The organism is Deinococcus aestuarii (assembly GCF_018863415.1).
GTDB lineage: Bacteria > Deinococcota > Deinococci > Deinococcales > Deinococcaceae > Deinococcus > Deinococcus aestuarii.
Genome location: NZ_JAHKSN010000019.1, coordinates 1 through 24,498, shown reverse-complemented (window position 1 = coordinate 24,498; position 24,498 = coordinate 1). Strand labels below are relative to the sequence as shown.

Genomic DNA, 24,498 nt, shown 5'->3' with positions numbered 1-24,498 from the left:
GGAGGAGCGTGCCCGGTCGAGCAGGCGGAGGGCGCGTCGCGCCGAGGAACCGAACGAGCGAATGGGCGGCAGGCCCGGTATGGAGGGTAAGAGGTATGTGTGGAATCATCGGGAGTGTGCGCAGGAGGCCTTCGGCTACGGAGACGCTCGGGCTGGCGACCCTGTGTCACCGGGGGCCGGACGCGCAGACCAGCGCGCACGCAGGAAGCGCCCATCTGGGCCACACGCGGTTGAGCATCATCGATCTGTCGAGCGGCGGGCAGCCCATGAGTGATGTGCACGGGCTCACGACGGTCGTCTTCAACGGCGAGATCTACAATCACCTCGAGCTGCGCCGCGAACTGGAGGCGCGCGGGCACGAGTTCGCCACTCGCTCGGACACGGAGGTCATCCTCGCGACGTATCTCGCCTGGGGAGTGGCGGGCTTCGCGCGGCTGCGCGGCATGTACGCCCTCGCCCTGCACGACCGCCGCGACGGCAACACCGTCATCGCGCGTGACCCCTTCGGGATCAAGCCCCTCTTCTGGACCCGGGGCCGCGACGGCTCGGTGTTCTTCGCCTCGGAGGTCGGTGCCCTGCTCGACCTCTCGGGCGTGTCCACCGATCTCGACCTCACCTCGGTCTTGGAAACCCTCGCCTCCCGCCATCCGTCGGGCCTCAATACCCTCTATGAGCACGTCAAAAGAGTCGAGCCCGGTACCGCGCTCGTGGTGGCCCCGCAGGCGAACGCAGTGATCTACGTGCGCTTCGCCAGCGTGACCGAGGAGGTCGAGCGCTGCCGCCTGGAGGGAGAGCGGAATGTAACGCCTGAGGAAGTCCGCGAGCGGGTGATGGACTCGGTCGAGCACCACACCCTCGCCGACGTGCCGCTGGGGTGCTTCCTGAGCGGGGGGCTAGATTCCAGCGTGGTCGCCCAGGCTCTGGCGTCGCGCGGTGGCGGGCCCCTGAATGCCTATTCGGTGGGCTTTGAGGGGGCGTCTTCGGAGACGAGCGAGCTGCCGTACGCCCGGATGGTCGCCGAGCACATTGGGGCGCGGCTGCACCCCGTTACGGTAGGCCCAGCGGATTTCGTGGCGTTGGCGCCGAGGCTTTCAGGCTCGCTCAACGGGCCTTTCGCGGATCACGCGGACATCGCGTTGCTCAAGCTCTCGCTGCGCGCGGCCGAGGACGTGAAGGTGGTTCTTTCCGGCGAGGGCGGCGACGAGTCCTTCGGCGGCTACCCGAAGTACGCGGTAGACAACTTGGCGCGACCCTTGGGCCCGGCGATGCGTCTGGGGAGCCGCTGGCTGGGGCGCCGGGGCAAGCTGGGAATCGCCGCCGACGCCCTAAGCGAGCCCAGCCGCGCCGCGCGCTGGATGCGTTGGTTCGCCAACGACGACGCATCGCCCGCGCTTGTGGGGTCCCTGATCGGGGCCGGGGCGCGGCCCGACCGCGCCCTGCATTGGGTGGAAGAGCGCCTGATCGGTTACCCACAGGGCTGGTCTGATCTCCAGCGGATGCAGGTGCTCGACCTGGAGTCGTGGTTGCCCAACAACTTGCTACACCGGGGCGACTATACGACCATGCAGGCCTCTATCGAGCAGCGGGTGCCTCTCCTCGACATGCGGCTGACTCCCTGGGCGGTGGCGCTACCGCGCCAGGTCAAGATTCACCGCCTACGGGGCAAGATGCCGCTGCGCCAGGCCTTCGGCGACCGGCTGCCCAGGGCCGTGCTCGAACGGCCCAAGAGCGGCTTTCGGCTGCCGCTGGGTGAGTGGCTGGCGGGCGACCCGGGGCTCAGGAGCATGTCGCGCGACCTGCTGCTCTCACCCGGGGCACGTCTGCGAACCTGGATGTCGGGGGCCGAACTCGAAGCCCTGCTTGCGCCAGCGGCCCTGGCGCAGACGGGCAGCGCCAAGCTCGCCTGGACGGCCGTGTGCCTGGAACTGTGGTTACAGGCCGTGCACTCGCGGGCGGTGGTGGCGTGAGGACAGCCCTGGTGCTCCCGGCTCTCCCCCGGTTAGGACCGAGAAGGTGGTGCGGGGGGTGGGGGTGGGCGAGCGTCCGGGGCTTCGACATTTGGGGCGCGGGTGGGACATGACCCTGGAGGGGAGGATGTGGCAAGTGGGGAGGGGGTACGCGGAGGGGCACGGACGTCATGGGGGGCTGCGGTGGGCTGAGCGTGCCGTACTCGACCGCCCGCGCGGTCAACATTTTTACGGCTTGCCGCTCAGCCCACCGCGCCTGCGCCGGGTGGTGGACGAGGCGACCCGCGCCGCCCTGCTGCGTGAGGCAGATGAGGTCTTGCAGGGGCGCTGGCGCTTCTTCGTCTTCGCGGACGCGGCCTCCGACCCCACCGCAGGCGGTGTGACTGACTGGCACTTCTGCGAGGTCACGGGCCGCCGCACCGACCCCGACTCTCCCAAGTTTGCCCCAAACTCTCCCGAACCGGCGGCTGTGGGGGACGTGAGGACGATCTGGGAAAAGAGCCGTCACCACCACACAACGGTTCTTGCCATCGCCTATGCCCTGACCGGCGAGCACCGCTATGCGGCGGGTGCGGCGGCCCGTATCGCCGACTGGATTCTGGAAAATCCACCGGGCCGGGGCGTGAATTGGGCGAGCCGCTCGGAGGCGGGTGTGCGTCTAATGGCCTGGGCGTGGTGCTACGAACTCCTGAGGCCCCATTCGGAGTGGCCCACGTGGTTCGGGCCCGACTCGCCGCTGTGGCCGAGTGTGTACCGACATCAGGTGTTCGTCGGGGAGGGCGCCGCGCCCGCTGGGGGCGATACCCTCGCCGCGCTGGCAGGTCAGTACGTGGCGAGCGTGACCTGGCCGTTCTTCGAAGAATCTGCCCGGTGGCGGCGTGAGGCGAAAGTCGCCCTGGCGCGGGAGGCGACCCTACAATTCCTTGAGAGCGGGGTGAACCGTGAGCTGAGCTTCGGGCACCACCTGTGGGCCACCGAGCTGATCTTGCTTCCAGCTCTGCTGGGGGAACGTTGCGGCGACGCCTTCGACCCGGCCTATCTGGCCCGGGTAGCGCGGGCCGTCGCGGTGGTCGGCCGTTTGCGTGGCGAGGGAGGCAGGCTGCCCCGTTATGGTGATATAGACGACGGGCTGACCGTGCAAGTGGAGCCCCGGTCCACCTCTCGGGAGGACTGGCTCCTGCGGGTGGGCCGCGACTGGCTCGGCGTACCGGTGGAGGAGCCACCGGGCGGGCACCTGGGGGCCACGCTTTTACTCGGGGACGGGCGGGTGCCCCTGCGCTGTGGGCCTGGACTCCACGGCGGCAGCTTCGCTTACCCCGACGCGGGTCTGTACGTGCTGACATCGGGGGCGGGGACCGAGCGCCCGGTGCGCGTCTTGGCCGATGCTGGACCCCTCGGGAACCTGACGCCGGCTGAGCGGGGTCATGCCGACGCGCTGGGGTTCACCCTCTCGGTGGGCACTCAGGAGGTAGTGGTCGACCCCGGCACCGCCACATCCAGAGCCGACTCCGAGTGGCGACAGTACTTCCGCTCCACGGCGGCACACAACACCATAGAGGTCGATCTGCAAGACCAGAGAGCCCAGATGGGTCCCTGCCGATGGTCCCGCGAGGCCGCGGTTACCCCCCACCTGTGGGAGCCCCGTGAGGACGGAGGACGCCTTGTCGCCTCGCACGACGGATACGAGCGCTTGCCGGGCACCCCGGTCCACCAGCGTGAGTTCGAACTGCAAGGCCACTTACTGAGCATTACCGACCGCATCGAGGGCGAGGGACGCCACCATTTGCGCCTGCACCTGCACCTGCATCCTGACTGTGAGATAAGGTCGGAGGCCTCCCACAGCTGGTGGGTTACTTGGCGGGGTGGCGCCCTGCGGGTGCGCTTCGACGCCCGTTGGCAGGTACGCTGGGGTCAGGGCGAACACGACCTCGCCTCCAGTACTTCCACGCTCGGCTGGTATTCTCCACGCTACGGGGTCAAGCAGGCCAGCCCCTCTTTCCGCGCCACCCTGACGACCATGCTCCCAGTGACCCTGCACACCAACCTTGAAATTTTCTGAGAGTGTTTGAAAAAGCGTAAGCAGCAGGTTTAAAGCGGTGTGACATGAGACGGGTGTTGTCAAGGTAGAACCAAACATCCTGTGATCTCTGCCAATACTAATTGGCACGCGTCGGACGACGTGAACGGGTTAAACAAACCAGAGAACGTTCCACGACCCAGCGGCGTGACGATGCGACTACCTGAGCCAGCACCTGCTTAGCCAACGACACCAATGCACCCTAATCACATCCATTCGACCAGAAAAGTTTGAACCGATGGATGCGCTTGGAGCGTATGCCCAGTAGGATGGGGGCAGCCGTTCAGTCTTGGACGCGGCTTGCCGTCAGAAGACGACCAGCGCAGGTCCAGCGTGTCCACGACGAGGTGCCGTTTGCGTCCGTTGGTCTTTCTGTAAGCGTTCACCTCACGAATGCCAGCTTGTGGGGTATAGCGGACGGTTTGGGATTTCGACCCGCTTTGCGACGTGTTCGTTGCAGGAGGCAGCGGTTTACCGCTTCCCAGGTGCCGTCCCGTTGAAACTGCCGGAAGGCTTCGTTGCCCGTCTGCCAGGCTGGAACATCGTAAGGAAAGTTGCGTCAGGTGCAGCCGTTTTGGAGGATACCCAGCATGGCACAGACGACCACATACACTCCACCGTCCGGGGTCTGCCCCCCGACTTTCCAGCGGGCAAGAGGAGTTCAAACCGTCCAAATCGCTTGTAGGTCAAGTTACTGGTGTAACGCTGTCGCTTTATCAACTATAGCGGGCTAAATTCTGGCCCGCTGGCTGGTCATTCGACACTTTTTAGACACACTCTAAGTGACGTCGGCTTATAGCATCAAAACGTACAAGGGATTACGGAGATCTAAGGAAAAAACGTTCTGGGCGAGGGCCGGAGAGTTGTCACTTAAATCAGAGCGACTCGCGCAGGATCAGTTCGGTGGGCAGGCCGGTGAACCCGCCCTCGTTCTCCGGATCCATCTGGTCGATGAGTTGCCCGGCGAAGTCGCTGAAGTCGTAGGCGATGGTCGTGAGCACCGGGTTGAGGTAGCGCATGATCGGTTCGAGGTTGTCGTGCCCTGCCAGCCCGAGGTGATCGCCCAGTCGCGGCCCCGAGCCGTCCACCGCGAGCTGCCACATGAGTTGCCGGATCGTCATGTCCGAGTAACCGAGCAACGCGACGCGCTGACTGTCGCCCTTCTGAAGGCAGCGCAACTCCTCTGTCAGCTCCTGAATGATGCCTTCCAGCCCCAGCCGGGGGCGGCGCTCCAGGGCGCCCGGCGTTTGGGCCAAAACGGTGAGCAGTGTGGCGGCGGCGCACATGTCCTGGCCGTGCAGGGCTTCGACCGCCCGCGCAAGGTCGAGGTCGGGGTGCAGCCACAGCCGCAAGCGGGGCTGATGACGGCTGCTCGCCAGGGCACGGGCCATGCCCTCCAGGCGGGCACCCGCCGCCCAGCGCTGTTCACTGTAGTACCCCAGGTGCAGCACATCGTAACCCTGCTCCAGGGCGCGGTGGGTCAGACGCTCATAGGCTTCCGTCCAATCGGGAGCCACGCTGGGCAACCTCTCGTGATGCCCGATCAGCACGGCCTGCCGCCCCGCCGCACGCAGGGCCGCCGCCTGCTGATCCGTGCGGTTGCCCTCCCACAACACCACCAGGCTGGTGATGCTCGACTGCGCGATGTCGGGGAGCAGGCGGTCTTGCGGGATGGGTGTGATCACCGGGTACAGCCCCCGCTCGGTCACGACCTCCGTAAGTGCGCGGATGAGGGCCGCGTGGTAAGGGCTCGACAGGTGCGTCATCTCGGGACAGATCGCCACGATGGTGCTTTGCTGCGTGCGCCGGGCCTGCGCCACCGGATCGGGGGTGTAGCCCATCCGGGAAGCTTCCCGCTCGATGGCCTGCAAGACCTCGGGGCGGACGAGGTGCCGGGCCTCGGGGCGATACGCGCGGTTCACCGTCGCCACCGACGTTCCGGCCGCCATCGCCACCCGGTCACGCACCGTGATCGTGTAGCGCAGCTCGCTCGCACTCGCCGCCACCCGCTCCTGCACCTCCGGGAACATGTCGCCCCGCATGGCGAGCGCGGCGCGCACCTGTTCGGTCGTCAATCCGGCGTGGTGGGCGATTCGCTCCACATCCCGGTTGGAAATGGATTTCTTCAAACTCGCCCCCGCCGGTGCCCGACGCACCCCATGCGTGTAAGGTTCGGATATAGTAAGAACACGATCAGCTCTCTTCAGACGCCGCAAAACGGCGGTCGATGTCTTGTCTGCTGCCGTGTGGTGAACACACTGGCATGACGTGAGCCTACTTCATTTTCAGACAAATGTGAAATATGAAACTCTCATAACGCGTCAGGTCTGACGGGCTTAATCAGCTTTAAGCCGATCTTTATGACGCGAAGGGACGCGAAGAGCGGAGGGTGGCAAGGCTTTCGCCACCCTCCGCTCTGGACACGCTTTGGACGCTACCTCACGGCGAGCGGCGCGAACAACCGGTCCTGCTCGGCACGGAGCGCCACGGCCAGCGAGCCCTGCGGCAACTCCACATCGTCGTACGTAAGCACCTGATCGCGCGTGACAGCCCGGCGCAGGCGGCAGCCGACGGCGAGGCCCATCGGGAGCAGGCGCTGTGAGGCCACCACGTCCGCGTTCTCGCACTGCCCGTAGGTGTGGTACCCGCCCAGGGCGTCGATGACCGTTCCGGCGGGCAGATCGGTCTTCGCGGTGGCGATCACGTCCACGGTCGGGGCCCCGAGCGGTTGCAACACCGCGTCCCCGAACAGCACCACCCGCGCCGCCGAGAGAGGCACCTCGAAGTGGCAGAGGTGGTAGGGCGTGTAAAAGGAATACAGCGGCCCCTCGCCGAGCTTGTAGAGGTTGAGGTAGTGGCGCTGTTTGGGGTCGTCGTGGGTGGCGAGCACGAAGACGCCGGGGCCGGGCTTGCTGCCCACCGTGTAGTCCACCACGCCGCCCAGGCGCCGCAGCTCGTCCACGTCGTACATCTTCGTCAGCTCGTCCACGTGGCCGGGGAACTCGGTGCCGCGCATCCCACGCTTCTCGACCCGCATCCCGGTCCCGTTCGCCACGATGGCCTGCTCGAAGGAAATCTTGGTGCCGTCCGCGAAGCTCGTCACCATGTTGACGTTCTGGCCCCAGCGCTCGGCGAAGGCCTTCTGCGTCGTCGGCGTGCGGTAGGGGTCTTGCAGGCCCTTGATGTTCCCGCACACCAGCGGCGTGAGGCCGATGCTCCTCACGAAGCGGTAGAGGTTCGCCTGCACGCCCGGCTGGTCACCGTCCGCCGCCGTCAGGATCACGCCCGCCGCGTCGGCCTTCCGCTTGAGAAGCGGTCCCACCGTCGCGTCGAGTTCGGCGTTCATCGTCACCATGTGCCGCCCGTGCGCGATGGCCTCCAGCGTCACCTGTGCCCCGAACTCCACGTCGCCCGTCACGTCGATCACGCAATCGACCTGCTCGGAGCGGCACAGCAGCAGGGCGTCTTCCGTCACGGCGGGCTGGCCGCGGCGAATCGCGTCCTCAAGCCCCTCCTGCGTCTCCACCCGCACGAAGTCGGTCCGCCCCGCCTCGGTATACGCCCGCTCGGCGCTGGCGACGGTGCGGTTGGAAACGGCGACGAGCTCCATCCCCGGCACCGAGTTGACGATCTGGTTGGCGACGCCCCGTCCCATGAACCCGGCGCCGATCATCGCCACCTTGACCGGTCGCCCCTCGGCCTCGCGGCGGCGCAGGGCGGTATCCACGATGATCATGTCGTCACCCCTTCACGCTCAGAGAGCAGCGTCCAAGCTTGGTCCTTCGCCGAGATGACCGTCACCGGCATCGGCCACTGGATGCCCAACTGCGGGTCGTCGTGACGCAGCCCCCGCTCGTAGCCGGGGGTGTACGCCTCGCTGACCTGGTACACGACCTCCGCCCCGTCGGTCAGGGCCTGGTACCCGTGCGCGAACAGCTCGGGGACGTACAGCGCCCGGCGGTTCTCGGCGGTCAGCTCGACCGCGATGTGCTGGAGGTAGGTGGGTGAGTCTTCCCGCAGGTCCACGATCACGTCGAGGATCGCGCCCCGCGTGCAGCGCACCAGCTTCGTCTCGGCGGCGGGCGGGAGCTGGTAGTGCATCCCGCGCAGCGTCCCCGCCTTGTGGTTGTAACTCAGGTTCGCCTGCACCACGTCCACCTTCAGGCCGTGCGCGGCGAACTCGTCTTGCGAGAAGGTGCGCGCGAATCCCCCGCGCTCGTCCTCGCGGACCTCTAGGTCGATGATGAAGGCACCCTTCAGCTTGGTCTCGGTGAAAATCACGCGCCCCTCCCTTCGAGGACGGGCTGGGGCACCGGGGCGGCCTTCCAGTAGAAGTCGTGGTCGATCTGCTCGGTCCGCAGCAGGTATTCGAGCTGCTTGAGCCTGGTGTAGCCCCGCGACTCGAAGTCGGTGGCCTGGAGGTCGATCCGCTCGAAGAGGGCCGCGAGCTGCTGGGCCCCGCGCCGGGCGTCCCACGCGCAGCGGAAGTTCGGCAGCGCCGCGTGAATCTTGTCGAAGTTCACCCGGTAACTGCGGTTGTCGGCCCCGTTCTCGCCGAAAGACAGCTTGCAGCCCGGGAACGCCTCCGCCACGATCTCCGCGATCTCGCGCACCCGGTAGTTCTGCTGGGTGCTGCCGATGTTGAAGGCCTCGTTGTGGACGGCCTCGCGCGGGGCTTCGAGCACTTCGATGATCGCCTGCCCGATGTCGAGCGCGTGCACGAGAGGGCGCCAGGGCGTGCCGTCGGAGGTCATGCGGATTTCCCCCGTCGTGCGCGCCAGCCCGCTGAGGTTGTTCAGCACGATGTCGAAGCGCATCCGGGGCGAGGCACCGAAGGCGGTGGCGTTGCGCATGTACGTCGGCGTGAAGTGGTCGTCCGCCATCTCCCGCAGGTCGCGCTCGACAAGCACCTTGCACTCCGCGTAGGCGGTCTGGGGGTTCACGTCGGAGGTCTCGTCCACGAAGTCCGCCCCGCCCACCCCGTACACGCTGCACGAGGACATGTACACGAAGCGCGTGACGCCCGCCGCCTTGGCGAGCTTCGCCAGCCGCACCGAGCCCGCGTGGTTGATGTCGTAGGTGATGTTGGGGAGGAGCTGCCCCAGCGGATCGTTCGACAGCTCCGCCATATGGACGACGGCCTCCACGCCCTCCAGGTCCTCGGCGGTGATCTGCCGCAGGTCCTTGTTCAACGTGAGCGCGGTCGTGTCGGTCCCGTTGTACAGCCAGCCCGCCTTGTAGTAGCCGGTGTCCACGGCGACGACGGTATGGCCCCGGCGCAGGAGTTCGGGGGCGAGCAGGGAGCCGAGGTAGCCCTCGGTGCCGGTGACGAGAATTTTCATGCGAGCACTCCTTCGGCGGCCAGACCTTTGACGGGGACGGGCTTGAGGTGGGCGGGTGGGCGAACCCGGGCGGCGATGGTCTTCCCGATCTCCAGGGACGACGTGGCGGCGGGGGAGGGCGCGTTGCAGACGTGCAGGGCGGCGGGGGCGTCGATGAGGAGGAAGTCGTCCACCAATTTCCCGTCGGGGGTGAGGGCCTGGGCGCGCACACCCGCCTCGCTGGGAATGACGTCATTCTCCGTCACCTCGGGGATGAGGGCCTGGAGGCTGCGCACGAAGGCGGGCTTGGAAAACGAGCGCCACATCTCCTTGGCCCCCTCGCCCACGTTCTTGCGCGCGAGTTGCAAGAAGCCCGAGTAGCTCAGCGCGTCGCCGAGGTCACGCAGGTCGACCTTGGTCTTGTGATACCCCTCGCGCGCAAACGCCAGCACCGCGTTCGGCCCCGCGTGGACCGAGCCGTCGATCATGCGGGTGAAGTGTACCCCCAGGAAGGGGAAGTCGGGGTTGGGCACCGGGTAGATCAGGTGCTTGACGAGGTGGCGCTTCTCGGGCCGCAGCTCGTAGTACTCGCCCCGGAAGGGCACGATCCGGCAGCCGGGGTCCGAGCCCGCCATCCGCGCGATCCGGTCGCTGTGCAACCCCGCGCAGTTCACGAGGTAGTGGGCGGCGAAGGGGCCCGCGTTCGTCTCGATGCGGTAGCCGCGCTCGTCGCGGTGCAGGGCCTCCACCCGGGTGCCCAGGCGAATCTTGCCGCCGCGCCCCTCCACCTCCCGCGCGAGGGCGAGGCAGACCTCGGTGTAATCGACGATGCCGGTACTGGCGACGTGCAGGCCCGCTAGAGCGTCGACATGCGGCTCGATCTCCCGCACCTCCTCGGCGTTCAGGGACCGGACGGGCAGGCCGTGTTCCCCGGCGCGCAGCCGCAACTTCTCCAGGCCGGGCAGCTCCTCGGGCCGGGTGGCGACGATCACCTTGCCGCAGCGGTCGTAGGGGATGCCGTGCTCGTCGCAGAACTCGGGAATGCTGACGTTCCCGGCCTGACACAGCCGCGCTTTCAAGCTGCCCGGCGCGTAGTAGATGCCGCTGTGGATCACGCCCGAGTTGCGGCCCGTCTGGTGCTGCGCCAGGGCCTCCTCCTTCTCCAGCACCAGGATCAGGGCGTCGGGGTAGCGTTGGCCCAGCGCATAGGCGGTGGCGAGGCCCACAATGCCCCCGCCGATAACCGCGAAGTCGTATCTCACGCTCTCACCACGTCTTCCAGGGGGCCTTGCCCGCCTTCCAGAGGTCTTCGAGGTAGTGCTTGTCGCGCAGGGTGTCCATCGGCTGCCAGAAGCCGGGGTGGCGGTAGGCGGCGAGCTGTCCGTCGTGCGCGAGGCCCTTGAGCGGCTCGGCCTCCCAGGTGGTCTGGTCGCCGTCGATGTAATCGATCACCGAGGGCTCCAGCACGAAGAATCCGCCGTTGATCCAGCCGCCGTCGCCGTCGGGCTTCTCGTGGAAGGCGGTCACGGCCCCGCCGTCCTCGATGTTCACGGCCCCGAAGCGCCCCGGGGGCTGCATCACCGTCATGGTGGCGAGTTTGCCGTGGCCGCGGTGGAACTCGATGGTCTTGGCGATGTCCACGTCGCCCACGCCGTCGCCGTAGGTGAAGCAGAAGGGCTCGTCGCCGAGGTAGTGGCGCACCCGCTTGAGGCGCCCGCCCGTGAGGGTGTCCTCGCCGGTGTCGACCAGGGTGACTCGCCAGGGCTCGGCCTGGTTGCACAGGTAGGTGGCGTTTTGGGTGCGCATGTCGAAGGTCACGTCGGACATGTGCAGGAAGTAGTTGGCGAAGTACTCCTTGATCATGTGCTGTTTGTAGCCGCACAGGATGATGAAGTCATTGACCCCGTGGGCGGAGTAGATTTTCATGATGTGCCACAGCACCGGGCGACCCCCGATCTCGACCATCGGCTTGGGGCGGACGGTGCTCTCTTCGCTGATGCGGGTGCCCAGGCCCCCGGCAAGGATGACGGCTTTCACGAGGGGCCCCCGGACAGGCGGGCGGGTCTGGTGTGGGTCATGAACAGGCTCTCCTTTGAAGTCTCGTCGTGGCGGCAGAATGTGAGGGGGCTGTGACAGCGGCTGACGCACAGTCGGGCTGGAGGTGCCAGTCTCCGGCAAAGGCGTGCGGGTGCCGGTCACCCATCTCTCATGGCCGCATCTTGCCGCACCCTGTTTCTGAGCAACGGCTGATCACTTGGCGGGCCTGAGCATGATGGGGCACACCCCACCGGGGGAAGGAGTCTTCATGTCGAGAGGTCGGAGAACAGGGGGTCTTGCCAGCAGGCTCCGCCTTGGCCGGACCAACCCGCCTCCTCCCGCCGCTCTACCCCGCTTCCGAGGCTCGTGACCCCACCGCGCTCCCCTTCCCGCCCGCCCCAGCCCCCACCCCCGCCGCCCAGGAGGACCGACCCCCATGCCCCCGATGAATGACGATCTTGACCTCTCGCGCCCGCTGCGCGCCCTGAAGCGCTTCGCGTGGCTGGTGCTCCTGCTCTCCCTGGCCGCCGGGGTGGTCACCTACCTGCTCTCCAGCCGCCAGACGCCGATCTACGAGGCCAAGACCCTGATCCTCTCCTCGGGCGGGCAGAGCAACAACCCGGCGCTGGGCCCCACGACCGTCAGCCCCCCGCCCCTTCCCTCCGGGGCCATCGAGGGAGCGCTGCAAAGCGAGAACGTGCTCGGCGTGGTGCGCCGCCGCCTGGCGGAGGTCCCCGAGCTGACCCGGGCCCAGCGCATCGTGCTCGCCGACCGCCTCGCCCAGGACATCGCCAGCGGCCGGGGGCGGGTCTTCGACGTGACGGGTCAGCCGGACATCTACGGCAACGGCACCTACACCCTCAGCGCGGCACACCGTGATCCGGTGGTGGCCGCGCGGCTGGCGAATCTCGCCGCCGACGCGCTGGTGGACTGGGACACCGAGCGCGGCCTCGTGAAGGTCAACGCCGCCATCACCGGGCTGCGCACCCGGCTGGCCGACGTCGAACGCCGTCTGGCGGCGGCGGGGCCGGTGGTGGGCACGCCGACCAGCCTGCAACAAACGCTGCTGGCGCAGCGGGCCAACCGCCTCGACTCCCTGAATCAGCTCACCGCCCTGCGTGAGACGGTCGTGGGCTCGCTGAGCATCGTCGCCCCCGCCGCCGTGCCCCTCCAGCCGGTCGCGCCCAAGCCGCTGCGCAACGCCGTGCTCGTCGGGGCTTTTGTCCTGCTGCTGCTGAGCGCCCTGCTCGTCGTGTGGTCGTCGGTCAACCGGATGGTGGCCTCCGACGCCGATCTCAAGTTTCTCAACCTGCGCCTGCTGGGCGAGGTGCCGCGCGTGCGGATGCTGCGCCGCGGCCAGTCGCTCCTCGTGGCGCTGCGGCAGGGCCGCTGGTCTGACAGCGTGGCCTTTCTGGCCGCCGGAATCAAGAGCGTCTTGCCCCGGGGCGACCGCAAGCCGCCCGTGTTGCTCGTGACCTCGCTCTTCAGCGGGGACGGCAAGTCGAACATCAGCGCCGCCATCGCCGACGCCCGCGCGGCGAGCGGTGACCGGGTGCTCTTGATCGACGCGGACCTGCGCCGTCCCACCCAGGCGAGCATCTGGCAGGCGGGCGCCCAGACGGCCGAGTGGGTGGACCTGCCCGGCGCCGTGCCCTTCCCCGGCGAGGAGAGCCGCGACTTGCAAGGAGCCCTGACGCGGCCCGTGACCGCCCAGGCTCGCCGCCTGCGGGACAACCTGCACCTGCTCGCCCCCGCGCCCGGCGTGCCTGCCCAGACCCAGGCCCACCTCCCGGCGGAGGCTTTCCGCGAGGCCATGAGCCAGTGGGGTGCCGGGTACGACCTGATCGTGGTGGACGGCCCGCCCGCGCTCGCCGTGGCGGACCCCCTGGTGCTCGCGCCCCACGCGGCGGGCGTGCTGCTCGTGCTGGAGGCGGGCCGCGCGTCGGTCGCCAGCGTGCAGCGGGTGCTCGACGCCCTGCTGCTGGTGAACGCGAACGTGCTGGGTGTGGCGCTCAACAAGGTCAACCCGCGCGGTCAAGTGGCCCGCTACGGCTACGGGTACGCCCGCCGCTCCACCCCGGCCGCCGCCCCCAAGCCCGAGTCGAGGGTCTTGTGAGCGACCGCTCAACCAGGGCCGCTTCGCCCGCCCCCTCACCGCGCGCCCTTTCCGGCGCGGGGGTGTAGGGCTCATGGAAGAGCGTGGGGCGGGGGCAGACCGCCGCAGCTTCCTGGGGAACCTCGCGGCCCTGTTCGGGGTCCAGGCGGCGACGTACGTGCTGCCGCTCCTCACCACGCCCTTCCTGGCCCGCATGCTCGGCCCGACCGCGCTGGGGCTGCTGGTGTTTGCGCAGGCGTTCGGTGGGCTGCTGGGGTTGCTGCTTCAGTACGGCTTCGACCTCTCCGCGAACCGTGAGGTGGCGCGGGCACGCGGCGACTCCGCCCGGCTCGCGGACCTGCTGTCGGGGGTGATGAGCGCCAAGCTGTTGCTGGTGCTGCCGGCCCTCGCCCTCGCCCTGCTCGCCTCGGTGACTGTGCCGTCCCTGCGGGCCCACCCCGAGCTCCTGTGGGCGAGCGTCTTTGCGGCCCTCGCCCAGGCCTCGAACCTGATGTGGTACTTCGTGGGCCTGGAGCGCGCGGGAGTGGCGTCCACCCTCGACGTGATCGCCAAGGTGATCGCCACGGCGGGGCTGTTCGTCTTCGTGCGAGGGCCGCAAGACGCGTGGTGGGTCCCCATCTTGCAGGGGACGGCGGCGGTGGTGTCGGGCGTCCTCGCCCTCATCCTCGCGCACCGCGAGGTGCCGCTGCTGCGCCCTTCTTTGAGCCGTGCGTTCGCCGCCTTGCGGATGGGCTGGAGCATGTTCTTGTTCTCGGGGGCGGCGGTGTTGTCCACCACGGGGAGCGCCTTCTTGCTGGGGCTGTTCGTCGAGCCCAGATTGCTGGGGTACTACAACGGCGCCGACCGGATCGCCCGTGCGGCCCAGGGTCTGCTGCAACCGCTCACCCGCGCGCTTTACCCCCGCTTCAGCCGGATCGCGCACGGCAGCGTGGCGGAGGCCCGCGCCCTCCTGCCCGTGAGTGTCCGCCTGGTGGGCGGAGCCGGGCTGGTCCTGTGTCTGGCGGTCGCGCTGGGGGCCCCCCTGTGGGTGAGGGTGCTGCTGGGCCCCGAGTTCGCTCCCTCGGTTCCCGTGCTGCGCATTCTCGCGCTGCTCCCGCTGATGGTCGGGCTCAACCTGTCGCTGGGCATCCTGTGGCTGTTGCCGCTGGGGCTCGACCGCCTCTTTAACACGGCCGTCATCGGCGGAACGGTGCTGGGGGCCTTCCTAATCGTGTTGCTGGCCCCGACGTACGGACTGCTGGGCACGGCGGCGGCGGTCGTCCTGGGCGAGGTCGTGGTGCTGGCGGGCCTGACCCTGGTGTGCCGCCACACCCTGCGCACCCGCCTGAAGCCCGAGAACGTGGAGGTCGAACGTGCATCTGTCGCGCCGTAAAGTGGATTTCTGGCTGCACGCGGCCCTGTTCAGCCTGTACCTGGGCACCCTGTCGGTCTTCGGGTTCGCCGAGCGACTCAATGAGACGCTGGGCAACCTCGCCCTGATGGGCCTCCTGGGACTGACCCTGGGGCTGTTGACCTTCACGGTCTTGCGCACCCGCCGCGTTCCGCTCTTCGGGCTGGTGCTGCTGGGGCTGCTGCCATACGCGCACTTCGCCTCTTTCTGGGCCACGGGCGCACCGACCACAGGCGCCTTCGTCTACCTGTACAAGTTCGCGGGCTTTCTCCTGGTGCCCTTCGTGTGGTGGTGGGTCCGCCGTCACGACGACGATCAGGTGGAACGCGTCATCATGCTGCTGGCTCTCGTCGGCGCCGTGCGGGCCCTGCTCGCCTTCGCCCTGCCGGGGCTGCATCCCGGGGCAGCGGGCGGGGGAGGACCCTCCTTTGCCGATGACTTCGGCATCTACGAGCGGGTGTCGGGCCTCGCCCGGGTGTTCTACCCGGGGATGGCCCTGATGTTTCTCGGGCTGCTGATGTCGGTCGAGAACATGCTGGCCGGCCGGGCGAGGCGGCTGTGGCCGGAGCTGTTCAAGGCGGGGCTTTTCCTCACTGCCCTGCTCGTGACGTTCTCGCGCGGCACCATCATCTTCGCCGTGGCGCTGACCCTGCTGTATGTCCTCGTGCGGCTCGTACAACGGCCTGCCGCGCACCTGCGCGTCGCCCGGGTGACGCTTGGCGGCCTCATGGCGCTGAGCGCCCTCGCCGTGGTGCTGTCCTTCTCGTCACTCGGCGCGTCGCTGGGCCCCGCCCTCTCGGGTCTGGAGCGCTCGGACCGTCTCAGCCTCGACCGCACCAACATTGACTGGCGCGAGCGGCAGGCGGACCTTGCCTTCACCCTGGTCAACGACGACCAGGAACGCGTGCTGGGCGTGGGTACGAACACCCTGATTCCGAGCAACCTCGACCTGCGCACCGGCACCACCAACGACCTCCACTACTCGTATCACTCGATTCTGTGGACTTTCGGTTACGTCGGGCTGGGGCTCCTGGTGATCTTCGGCATCGTGCAGCCGCTCGCGCGCGCCGTGTGGGCCCGTGGGCGCTGGGTGCTGCCCTTCGCCTTCACGACCCTGTTTATCGCCCTCGTGGGCAGCTACACCATCGTGTTCACCTCCCCCGACTGGAATTTCATGCTGGGCCTGTGTGCAGCGTATCTCAATGCCCGCGCCTACCGATTCCAACGTGTCTCCTCTGAGCACCGTGAGCTTCAACCGGCATGAACCGCCCACACCCGCTCCAGAAAGGAGCCTCATGAGCAACCCCTCTCATCCCGCCGTGACCATCGTTCTCATCAACTACAATGGCTGGCGCTTTACGGATGCGTGCCTGACTTCACTGCGTGATCTCAAGTATCCCTCTTTCCGGGTCCTGGTGGTAGAAAACGGGTCCACTGACGACTCGCTGGCCCAGTTGCGGGAGCGCTGGCCCGACATCGAATTCGTAGAGATCGCGCGGAACGTGGGTTTCACGGCCGCAAACAACGTCGGCGCCCGACGGGCCCTGGAGCACGGCGCCGAGTACGTCTGGTTTCTGAACAACGACACCGTGGTAGATTTCTTCGCCCTGAGCGAACTCGTGACCACTCTGGAGGCCGAGCCACGCACGGGAGCCGTCGCCTCGGTGCTGTACGACATGCGTGTGCCCGAGCGGGTGCAGGCCTGGGGCGGCGGCTTCGTGCGGTTGTGGCGGGGGGATGCCGACATGTACTTTGGGCCGGTATCCCGTGAGCGGCTCCACTTTCTAGGCGGCACGAGCTGGCTGGTACGCCGCGCCGCCCTGGAGGAAATCGGTCTGTTCGACGAACGCTTTTTCATGTACTGGGAGGATGCCGACTTCAGCTTCCGGCTGCGGGCGGCAGATTGGAAACTCGCGGTGGCGGACAGCTCGCGGGTGTGGCATGTGGGCAGCGCGAGCATGGGGGAGGGCAATACCCGGTCGACCAAGAGCGAGACCTTCGAGCTGAACTTTACCCGCAGCGCCGTGCGCTTTTTCCGCAAGCACGCCCCCTTGCCCCTCGTGCCGCTGCTCGCTGGCCCGGGTTTCCACCTCGCCAAGCGAGTGCTGCGCGGCCAGTGGGGGCGCGCGCGCGCCGTGGCCCGAGGCGCTCTGGAGGGTTTTCAGCGGCCCGACGTCAAAACGGTGGCCTCCACCACGCCCGGCGACCGCGGCCCCACCGCACGGCAAGGCTCCCCCCGGGTCCCGGGGGGCTGAGGTCTGGGAGACGAGGACAGAATTTTCTGGAAGCATCGCGAAGAAAGCTCCCAGCCAGAGTGAGGACACGGGCGACGTGAGCACCCGGCAAGAACGGGTGCCCACACGTCTTTGCTTTTCTGGAACAGGAAAACGCGGACGTGGATAGGTCCCAGTACCCCCCACAGCTTGAGCAACCGTGGCTCAGGCGATAGGAAATCGATACTGACGAAGCCGTGGGTGCGGCGTTTTCAGCGAAGCGACCCGACCCCCCCGAACCTTCACCCCCCAAGCCTGCCCCGCCCATTCCTGGGGCCCGGTGTGCGGTCGGGCGGTCCGGGGGATCACGGCATCACCCGAGGTGAACATGAAGTCGCAGCATGGCCGACACAGACAGACCTTAGGTTCTTCCCACGTCCACCGTACGGGGTGGTCCGCGCCCCGGAGACAGGAGGACTATCCATGCACTTCCTGAAGGTGGTGCTCGGTTGGGTCATCGCTTTCGCGGTCCTGCTGGGGGGGCTGTTGTGGTACGTGGACCCGCGAGGCCAGTTCGGGGGAGGCCGCTTTCCGACGGTTACGCTTGACGCCCGCCGCCAGAAGATGGACCTCTTTCGCGCCTTCGAGGAACAAGCGCCGGTCCAGGGCCTGATCCTCGGCTCCAGCCGCAGCATGAAGCTCGATCCGGCGGTGTTCAGCGAGCGGACCGGGCTGCGCTTTTTCAACTTCACGGTGGACGCGGCCAAGGCCGAGGACTATCTGGCGATCTACCGCTGGGCGAAGGCGCAAGGGGCACCTATCCGCCGAGTGATGCTGGGCCTGGACGTGGAGGCGCTGCACAACGACAACGCACTCTTCACCAACTTCCGCCACAATCCCGACCTGCGCCGGATGCTGAGTGCCGAGCAGGGGGGGGCCGCACTCGTGGGTGTGGAGGCTAATGTCAGCCGCTTCAAGGACATGTTCACCGTCGAGTACCTGAGAGACACCTTCAAGGTGGTGGCGGCGCGGGCACGTTCCGAGCAAAAAGTGCCCTTCATGCAGTTTACGGCCAACGGCTACCTCCACTACCCGGGCCGTGAACGGCAGCGGGCTGCCGGAACCTTCGACCTAACCCAGGAGGTCAGTGCGTGCTTGCCGAGTTACCTCAACATCTACGGGGGGATGCAGTCCCTGTCCCCCCAGCGCTGGGGCTACCTGGAGACGCTGGTGCGCGAGGTGCAAGCCGACGGCGGGCAGGTAGAAATCTGGATCTCGCCACTGCACCCGGCTACCACCGAACTGCTCGCCAATCAGACTCGGTACACGCAGTTGCTTGGGCAAACCCGCGCCGCCCTGGCGAGCCTCGGCCGCCGCACAGGCGTCACGGTACGCGACTACGCCTCGCCCGAACGGTTCGGCAGCAACGCGCAGGACTGGTACGACTGCGCCCACATCGATAACCGGGGTGCGGAACTGCTGAGCCGCCGCCTGCTGAGTGAGGGTAAAGGGGATGCGCCCAGGTCTGACCGTTCCCCCTCCTCTGCAAGCGGGCCGTTGACCGTCAAGGGGAACCCCAATGGTCTTTAACTCCGACATCTTCCTCTTCGCCTTCTTGCCTGTTGTCTTCGCGCTCTTCTGGCTGCTGCGGGAAAAGCAAGCCCGCTATATCCTGCTCACGGTCAGCGGCTACATCTTCTACGGATACTGGGACTGGCGTTTTTGCTTCCTGATGCTGTTTTCCAGCCTGGTGAGCTTCGGCTCGGGCCTGATGATCCAGCGGGCCCAGGACCAGAAGACCAAGCGCGCCTGGATGATCGGCACGATCTGCGTTGACCTCGCGCTGCTGGGCTTTTTCAAGTATTACAACTTCTTCGCCGAGAGCCTGCACGCGGTCGCGCCCGCCTTCGCGCCGCCCCTGCTGAACATCATCTTGCCCATCGGCATCAGCTTCTACACCTTCCACACGATCTCCTACGTGGTGGACGTGGCGGCGGGCCGGGTGCGCGCCACAAGCAACATCTTCGAGTACCTGACTTACGTCAGCCTCTTCTCGCAACTCGTTGCCGGACCTATCGTGCGCTTTCGGCAGATCGAGGCCGACCTGGAGCGTATCGACAAGCCGCCCCAGACCGACCAGATGGCGCTCGGCGTCGGCTTCTTCGCCGTCGGCCTGATCAAGAAGGTGGTGATTGCCGACACCATCGCGCGGATGGTCGATCCCATGCTCGCCAACCACGAAAACCTCTCCATGCTGGGGGCGTGGATGGCGGCGCTGGGATACACCTTCCAGCTCTACTTCGACTTCAGCGGATACTCGGACATGGCGGTGGGGCTGGGCTACCTCTTCGGCATTCGCATTCCGCAAAACTTCAACGCGCCCTATAAAGCGCTCGGCATCGGCGACTTCTGGCGGCGCTGGCACATCAGCCTGAGTTCGTGGCTGCGCGACTACCTCTACATCAGCCTGGGCGGCAACCGCAAGGGCCCCACCCGCACGAACATCAACCTCATCATCGTGATGCTGCTCGGGGGGCTGTGGCACGGCGCGAACTGGACCTTCGTGATCTGGGGGGCGTATCACGGCGTGCTGCTTGTCATCGACCGTGCGCTCCAGCCCTGGCTGACGCGCTGGCCGCCCCTGCTCTACCGCTGGTCCACCTTCCTCCTCGTCATCGTCGGCTGGGTGTTTTTCCGCTCCGAAAGCCTCCCGATGGCCCTCGACTGGCTCGGCAAGATGGTAGGCGTGGGCACCGGTACCGGCGACATCCCCCAGACCCTGATGGTGATGTGCGTGCTGTGTTTCGTGGCCGTGAACACCCTGCCCGAGACCTGGGACATCCGGTTCCCGAAGACCGTGCGTTGGGCCCCGGTATATGCCCTCGGCCTGTTCCTCGCCTACCTCTTCATGAACGGCGCGAACAGTACCTTCCTGTACTACCAGTTCTGAGCCTCCCTCTCCTCCCCGTCCCGATGCGTCCTAGCGGGGAGGCTGCTCTTTGCAAACCAAGCGGGAGGAACGCTGCCCCGCGAGGATTTACCCACCAGGGCTGAGTTACCGTCGCTCATTTCGGCCCCGACTTACACTCCGGGAACGTGAAGGAGGATTGAAAACGAGGAGGGTGGTCTCCACGACTCTCTTCGCGTGCCATCACGTCCCTGGAAGAGGCCCTCCTCACCCCCCAACGTTTAGCGGTGCACAATGTTCCCGCTTCCCCGAGCGTGTTCCGCGAAAGAAGGTTGACTGTGAAAAGATATCGTGCCCTTGCCCTCCTCACGAGCGTTTCTCTTCTGTTGGCCGCGTGTAACGGCACCCGGACGCCCTCGGCGGTGGCGACCGTTGAGGTCACAGCCCCGAGCGACCTCAACGTGAAGTTAAACGACACCGCGACGACCACCCGGTTCACGGCTATCGCCAGGGGTTCAGACGGTACCGCCCTGACGAGCAAGACTGTGGTCTGGAAATCCAGCAATGAGAACGTGGCAACCATTGATGTCAACGGTGTCGTGACCGCAAAGCATTTTGGTGAGACCACCATCAGCGCGACGGTAGATGGGGTGGCGGGAAACAGGACCACTACTCTCAGAACCTATGGCCTGGAGGCTTTCGCGGGAATCCGGGATGGAGGTTCGGACACCGCTATGTTCTTTCGCTACCGTACGAAAACGGGGAAGGACCCCGTGAACCAGACACTCAGCTTTACCGTCACTGGGCCTACGGACTGGAACGGCGGTCAGCCCGTATCGTTCCAGCCATATAAGTCGACGTACTTTCCTTATGAGGACGGCTCCGGGCGCCACTGGTTCCAACTTGGTTGGACCAAAACCGGGGCGATTGCGGCTGTGACAGGGGACTACACTGTTAAATTCAATGTCGACGGCGAGGAGTGGGCGGCGAATGCCAAGATAACCTCGTTGAGTAACTCTTCTCAGGCCCCCACCAGTATAAAAGTGACGGCGTACAACAGCACGTCCGTGACCTCGACCTGGGATGACGTGGTTCCGAATGGGAGCTATCGTGCAGAGGTGTTCTCCTACCCCCCAACTGTGCGTGTCTCGAAGGGTGAGGACGTCAACAAGGATGTAGGAATATCTACGGCGACTATACAAACGAGTACTCTATCCACTGGTCAGAACTATTACATTGGTGTACATGCAATGAGCCTGGACGTCGCGGCTCCCGTTACGACTGCCCTAAGTGGACAATTCGACGTGCGGTACAGCACAGAGCTGTTCAATCCCTAATCTGGAGCCCCCAAGTTACAAATTCAAAGCCGCCTCTGCTGGTTGGAGAGGCGGCTTGATGATTGGAGACCCAGGGTTTCCGGTCTACAGCCAGCTATGGGTGGCAGCGCCTTGTCCCGGACGTTGGCGAGCTTGGCGTCCCCACAGCGTTGGGGTGAGCCCTCTCGGTGAGGTCGGCGAGGGTCAGCGCCAAGCGCGGGCCAGTCCTCTCGCGGCCAGGTCCCCCGGGCAAAGTGCGCGGCTAAGCGATGGTTGCACACGCGGACCACTTTCTCTTCATGTTGAAACGTATAAAACTTCTCAGGAGTGCTGTTGTATCTGGTGCTTGTCGGTTTCGCCCGCACACGGCGCCCTGTGTGCCGCATCCAACTCCGGAGGTTTCCAACGCTATGTTGCACCCCAAAAAACGTCGTCCCCCTCCCCATCGTTCGGTTCCGTCCCGCTCCCTCCAGCTTCTGCTCGGAAGTGTCGTGGCGGGAAGCGCCTTGTTTGCGCTGGCTGCCCAGCCCGCCCCCGACCCGGCGGGCTGGCAACTTGAGGCTGAGAAGGGGCAGGGCCAAGACGACCGGCCGCTTTCCTCACAGCCGGGGGATGCACTTGCCTGGGTCTTCCCCGACGGTCCCGCGAGCGAGGGGCGGGCCGTAATGCTCGCCGCGAACGGAGGAGGGGTGCGGTACCTTCTTCCCGAGGCCCTGATCCCGGGGCCCTATACCGTGCAGCTTCGCGCACGCGGGGAGGCGTACCAGGGCTGGCCCAGCGTGGAACTGCGCCTCGACGGGCGCCGAGTGGCCGCCGCCGCCGTACAGGGTGACGCTTATACAACGCAGCTCCTCGCGCAGGTCGACTTGCGTCCCGGCCAACGCCTCGAGATCGTGTTCGTGAACGACGCTTACGGGGGGGCGCGGGATAAGGACCGCAACGTCGTCGTGGACCGCCTCGACCTCAACCCGGTTGTAGCCGCGACTCCCCCGTCCCCCTCCGCCGAGAACACCCTGAACGTGAAGACATTTGGGGCCAAGGGGGACGGCGTGACCGACGACTCGGCGGTTCTCGCGCGCATCGGCAACGCGGGTGGCAAAGACATCTATTTCCCGCCCGGCACCTACCTTTTGCGCCGTCCGGTTCAACTCGACGGGTTGAAAAACCAGGTCGTTTACGGTTCGAATGCCACGTTGCGGGCGAGCGGCGATTTTTCTCCCACCGGCGACCTCGGCCTGCTCACGCTCACAAACGCGAACGGCTTGACGGTCCGTAACCTCACCTTCGTCGGCAAACCCAACTACGACATCGACCCGCTCGCCAGCCGGGTGGACGGCCTCCAGGTCGGGAGGAGCCAGGGCGTCCATTTGCACGACCTGAATGTCCAACGCACCCACTCCGTCGGTATCTACGTGGAGGACAGCAGCAACGTCACCATCGAGCGCAACACCGTCAATGAGGCCTACGCGGTGGGCATCCAAACGACCCTCAGCAACAACGTCAAGGTGCTGAAAAACACGGTCACGGGTCTCGGCGACCCGGCAAAATTCCGGTATTCCCCCGGGATCGGCATCTTCGGCCACGGCGGCGACACCTTCTTGGCGGAGGGCAATGTCTTGCGCAATCTCTCCAACACGGCCACGAAGACGGAGGGCATCGATCACACGACCTACCGGGGCAATACCATTGACGTCTTCGGCAAGGACGGCATCAAGGTCATGCCCCGGCCGGGTCATACCAAATCTGTGGCAGACGCGGTTGTCGAGAACAACACCATCCGCAACCGTCATCCCTGGGCGCCCGACGGGAGTTCGTACATCCTGTTCCACTCGGTGCAGGGTGGCCGGATCACGGGCAACCGCATCGAGAGCACCTACCGCCCGGGTGCGTTTTTCGAGGAGGACGGCATCCGGGTGAATATTTTTGAGAACGGCCAGCCCGCGCGCGATATCCTGATCGAGGGCAATGAGGTTCTCGACACCCGCCGCGGGGTGCGGCTGGAGGCGGAGGGCACCGTCTTTCGCGGCAATACGGTGCAGGGCAATGACGTTTGGTCACGCAGCGGCTTGATCGTGTCCGCCAACGGGGTTACGGTAGCGAACAACACTTTCGACGGCCCCGCCATCGGCGTGCTGCTCAACCGCAGTGTGGCCCGCACCCGTGTCGAGAATAACCGCTTCGCGCACAACTCAGGGTCCGGTGTGTACGCGGACAACGACAACCCCGGCACGACGGTGAACGGCAATTCCTTTGGGGTGGGCGTGACGCAACACGTCGTGGGGCAGGTCAACGGCTGCCGCTCGGGCGAGTGCTGAAGGGCCGCGGCTTCCCCAGGCAATTCGCGAGGCGGGGCGAACCCATCTGAGTCCGGCTGCCCCTTGCCGCCGGGTGGGGAGGGCCGGAGACGGAAGGCCTGCGCTCCCCGCCTTCCCGGTCGTGCGGTACAGTCTGCCCAAATGCGTTCTCTTCCAGGTTCCGCAATGAGACCTCTGTCACCCAAGGGCGAGACGGCCACTGTCATTCAGGAGTTCGTTCGTCCCGAGGAGCCGTGGTTGCTCTGCATCTCCCTTCTCACCGGTCCCGGCCCATGCTGAACGAACGCGTGGCCGACTCTGAGGCGGGGCGGGAGTTGCGCCTGCTGGGTCTCGACCTCGAATTCATCACGGATCACAAGAAGGAGTTCTCACGCAACGCGGCCCTCTACCGCGCGCTCGACGAGCGGGTCCAGGTCGTGGGGAGGATATCCCCCACCCTCACGCCTGCTGCCGACCTCGTCAACAAGCTCAGACAGTTTCGGCCCAATCTCTCCCATTGGCGCCGCAACATGCACTTCAACCCCCACCTCTTCCGGCAGAGGACGGCAGTGGTGCAGCGCTACCTCGATTCTATGGGGGGGGAGTACGACGTTATCCTCCAAACCTATCTGCAATTCGCCCCGGGGTCAGGGCCGGGGCGCGCGCCGTACGGCGTGTACCTGGACGCCACCTTCGAAATGTCGCGCAGGTATTACCCCGTCGATCACCCCCTCTCTAAGAGCGTGTTTGAAAAGGGTGTCAGCAGGGATCAAGACGGCGAAGCATGAGGCGAATATTGGCGAGATAGCACCAGGCTTCGGTGGTCTGAGGTCGTCCCTCGAAGTCTCTGCTCAGCCGA

At 66.3% G+C, this 24,498-nt stretch carries 17 protein-coding genes; 11 read left to right on the top strand and 6 right to left on the bottom strand.

The features are described 5' to 3' along the window. Positions 1-95 precede the first annotated feature (95 nt). Positions 96-1,967, top strand: a complete 1,872-nt coding sequence (gene asnB, locus IC605_RS18350; protein ID WP_246581023.1) for an asparagine synthase (glutamine-hydrolyzing) — start codon at positions 96-98, stop codon at positions 1,965-1,967. Positions 1,968-2,202: 235 nt separating this feature from the next. Further along, a complete protein-coding gene (locus tag IC605_RS18345) occupies positions 2,203-4,026 on the top strand; it encodes a heparinase II/III family protein (protein ID WP_216327562.1) in 1,824 nt (607 codons plus the stop codon). Positions 4,027-4,919: 893 nt separating this feature from the next. Here IC605_RS18345 and IC605_RS18340 read toward each other — a convergent pair. The 6 genes from IC605_RS18340 to rfbF form a co-directional block, all read right to left on the bottom strand. Continuing rightward, positions 4,920-6,173 (bottom strand): LacI family DNA-binding transcriptional regulator, encoded by a 1,254-nt coding sequence (locus IC605_RS18340; protein WP_216327559.1) that lies wholly within the window; start codon positions 6,171-6,173, stop codon positions 4,920-4,922. 305 nt (positions 6,174-6,478) lie between these two features. Further along, entirely contained in the window at positions 6,479-7,780 is a 1,302-nt protein-coding gene (locus IC605_RS18335) for an NAD(P)H-dependent oxidoreductase (RefSeq protein ID WP_216327556.1), read from the bottom strand. Beyond that, positions 7,777-8,325, bottom strand: a complete 549-nt coding sequence (gene rfbC, locus IC605_RS18330; RefSeq protein ID WP_216327553.1) for a dTDP-4-dehydrorhamnose 3,5-epimerase — start codon at positions 8,323-8,325, stop codon at positions 7,777-7,779. The genes IC605_RS18335 and rfbC overlap by 4 nt, the downstream gene beginning before the upstream one ends. Continuing rightward, the gene (locus IC605_RS18325) at positions 8,322-9,386 is read right to left on the bottom strand and encodes an NAD-dependent epimerase/dehydratase family protein (protein ID WP_216327552.1); all 1,065 of its coding nucleotides are present in this window, start codon (positions 9,384-9,386) and stop codon (positions 8,322-8,324) included. The genes rfbC and IC605_RS18325 overlap by 4 nt, the downstream gene beginning before the upstream one ends. Next, positions 9,383-10,627 carry an L-2-hydroxyglutarate oxidase gene (lhgO, locus tag IC605_RS18320; protein ID WP_216327550.1) on the bottom strand — a complete coding sequence of 415 codons (1,245 nt, stop codon included), beginning with the start codon at positions 10,625-10,627 and terminating at the stop codon, positions 9,383-9,385. Before lhgO ends, IC605_RS18325 begins: the two co-directional genes overlap by 4 nt. Before the next feature lie 4 nt (positions 10,628-10,631). After that, positions 10,632-11,402 carry a glucose-1-phosphate cytidylyltransferase gene (gene rfbF / locus IC605_RS18315; protein WP_216327548.1) on the bottom strand — a complete coding sequence of 257 codons (771 nt, stop codon included), beginning with the start codon at positions 11,400-11,402 and terminating at the stop codon, positions 10,632-10,634. Positions 11,403-11,838: 436 nt separating this feature from the next. Here rfbF and IC605_RS18310 point away from each other — a divergent pair, with 436 nt between their 5' ends. The 9 genes from IC605_RS18310 (at position 11,839) to IC605_RS18270 (ending at position 24,427) form a co-directional block, all read left to right on the top strand. Next, positions 11,839-13,518 (top strand): nucleotide-binding protein, encoded by a 1,680-nt coding sequence (locus tag IC605_RS18310; protein WP_216327546.1) that lies wholly within the window; start codon positions 11,839-11,841, stop codon positions 13,516-13,518. A gap of 73 nt (positions 13,519-13,591) precedes the next feature. Then, positions 13,592-14,890, top strand: a complete 1,299-nt coding sequence (locus tag IC605_RS18305) for an oligosaccharide flippase family protein (protein WP_216327544.1) — start codon at positions 13,592-13,594, stop codon at positions 14,888-14,890. Then, entirely contained in the window at positions 14,871-16,172 is a 1,302-nt protein-coding gene (locus IC605_RS18300) for a hypothetical protein (RefSeq protein ID WP_216327541.1), read from the top strand. The genes IC605_RS18305 and IC605_RS18300 overlap by 20 nt, the downstream gene beginning before the upstream one ends. A 31-nt stretch (positions 16,173-16,203) precedes the next feature. Then, on the top strand, positions 16,204-17,163 hold the full coding sequence (locus IC605_RS18295; RefSeq protein WP_216327539.1) for a glycosyltransferase family 2 protein: 960 nt from the start codon (positions 16,204-16,206) through the stop codon (positions 17,161-17,163). Positions 17,164-17,604: 441 nt separating this feature from the next. After that, on the top strand, positions 17,605-18,711 hold the full coding sequence (locus IC605_RS18290) for a hypothetical protein (RefSeq protein WP_216327536.1): 1,107 nt from the start codon (positions 17,605-17,607) through the stop codon (positions 18,709-18,711). Next, positions 18,701-20,071 (top strand): MBOAT family O-acyltransferase, encoded by a 1,371-nt coding sequence (locus IC605_RS18285; RefSeq protein ID WP_216327533.1) that lies wholly within the window; start codon positions 18,701-18,703, stop codon positions 20,069-20,071. The genes IC605_RS18290 and IC605_RS18285 overlap by 11 nt, the downstream gene beginning before the upstream one ends. A 296-nt stretch (positions 20,072-20,367) precedes the next feature. Then, positions 20,368-21,366, top strand: coding sequence for an Ig-like domain-containing protein (locus IC605_RS18280; RefSeq protein ID WP_216327530.1), 999 nt, complete (start codon positions 20,368-20,370; stop codon positions 21,364-21,366). A gap of 668 nt (positions 21,367-22,034) precedes the next feature. Beyond that, positions 22,035-23,660 carry a right-handed parallel beta-helix repeat-containing protein gene (locus IC605_RS18275; RefSeq protein WP_216327527.1) on the top strand — a complete coding sequence of 542 codons (1,626 nt, stop codon included), beginning with the start codon at positions 22,035-22,037 and terminating at the stop codon, positions 23,658-23,660. A gap of 272 nt (positions 23,661-23,932) precedes the next feature. Then, entirely contained in the window at positions 23,933-24,427 is a 495-nt protein-coding gene (locus IC605_RS18270; protein WP_216327523.1) for a hypothetical protein, read from the top strand. The last annotated feature ends 71 nt before the right edge of the window (positions 24,428-24,498 follow it).

Coding starts and splice junctions, on each gene's coding strand:
- asnB (WP_246581023.1), top strand. CDS start 96: ATGTGTGGAATCATCGGGAGTGTGCGCAGGAGGCCTTCGGCTACGGAG.
- IC605_RS18305 (WP_216327544.1), top strand. CDS start 13,592: ATGGAAGAGCGTGGGGCGGGGGCAGACCGCCGCAGCTTCCTGGGGAAC.
- IC605_RS18285 (WP_216327533.1), top strand. CDS start 18,701: ATGGTCTTTAACTCCGACATCTTCCTCTTCGCCTTCTTGCCTGTTGTC.
- IC605_RS18290 (WP_216327536.1), top strand. CDS start 17,605: ATGCACTTCCTGAAGGTGGTGCTCGGTTGGGTCATCGCTTTCGCGGTC.
- IC605_RS18270 (WP_216327523.1), top strand. CDS start 23,933: ATGCTGAACGAACGCGTGGCCGACTCTGAGGCGGGGCGGGAGTTGCGC.
- IC605_RS18295 (WP_216327539.1), top strand. CDS start 16,204: ATGAGCAACCCCTCTCATCCCGCCGTGACCATCGTTCTCATCAACTAC.
- IC605_RS18335 (WP_216327556.1), bottom strand. CDS start 7,780: ATGATCATCGTGGATACCGCCCTGCGCCGCCGCGAGGCCGAGGGGCGA.
- IC605_RS18325 (WP_216327552.1), bottom strand. CDS start 9,386: ATGAAAATTCTCGTCACCGGCACCGAGGGCTACCTCGGCTCCCTGCTC.
- IC605_RS18310 (WP_216327546.1), top strand. CDS start 11,839: ATGCCCCCGATGAATGACGATCTTGACCTCTCGCGCCCGCTGCGCGCC.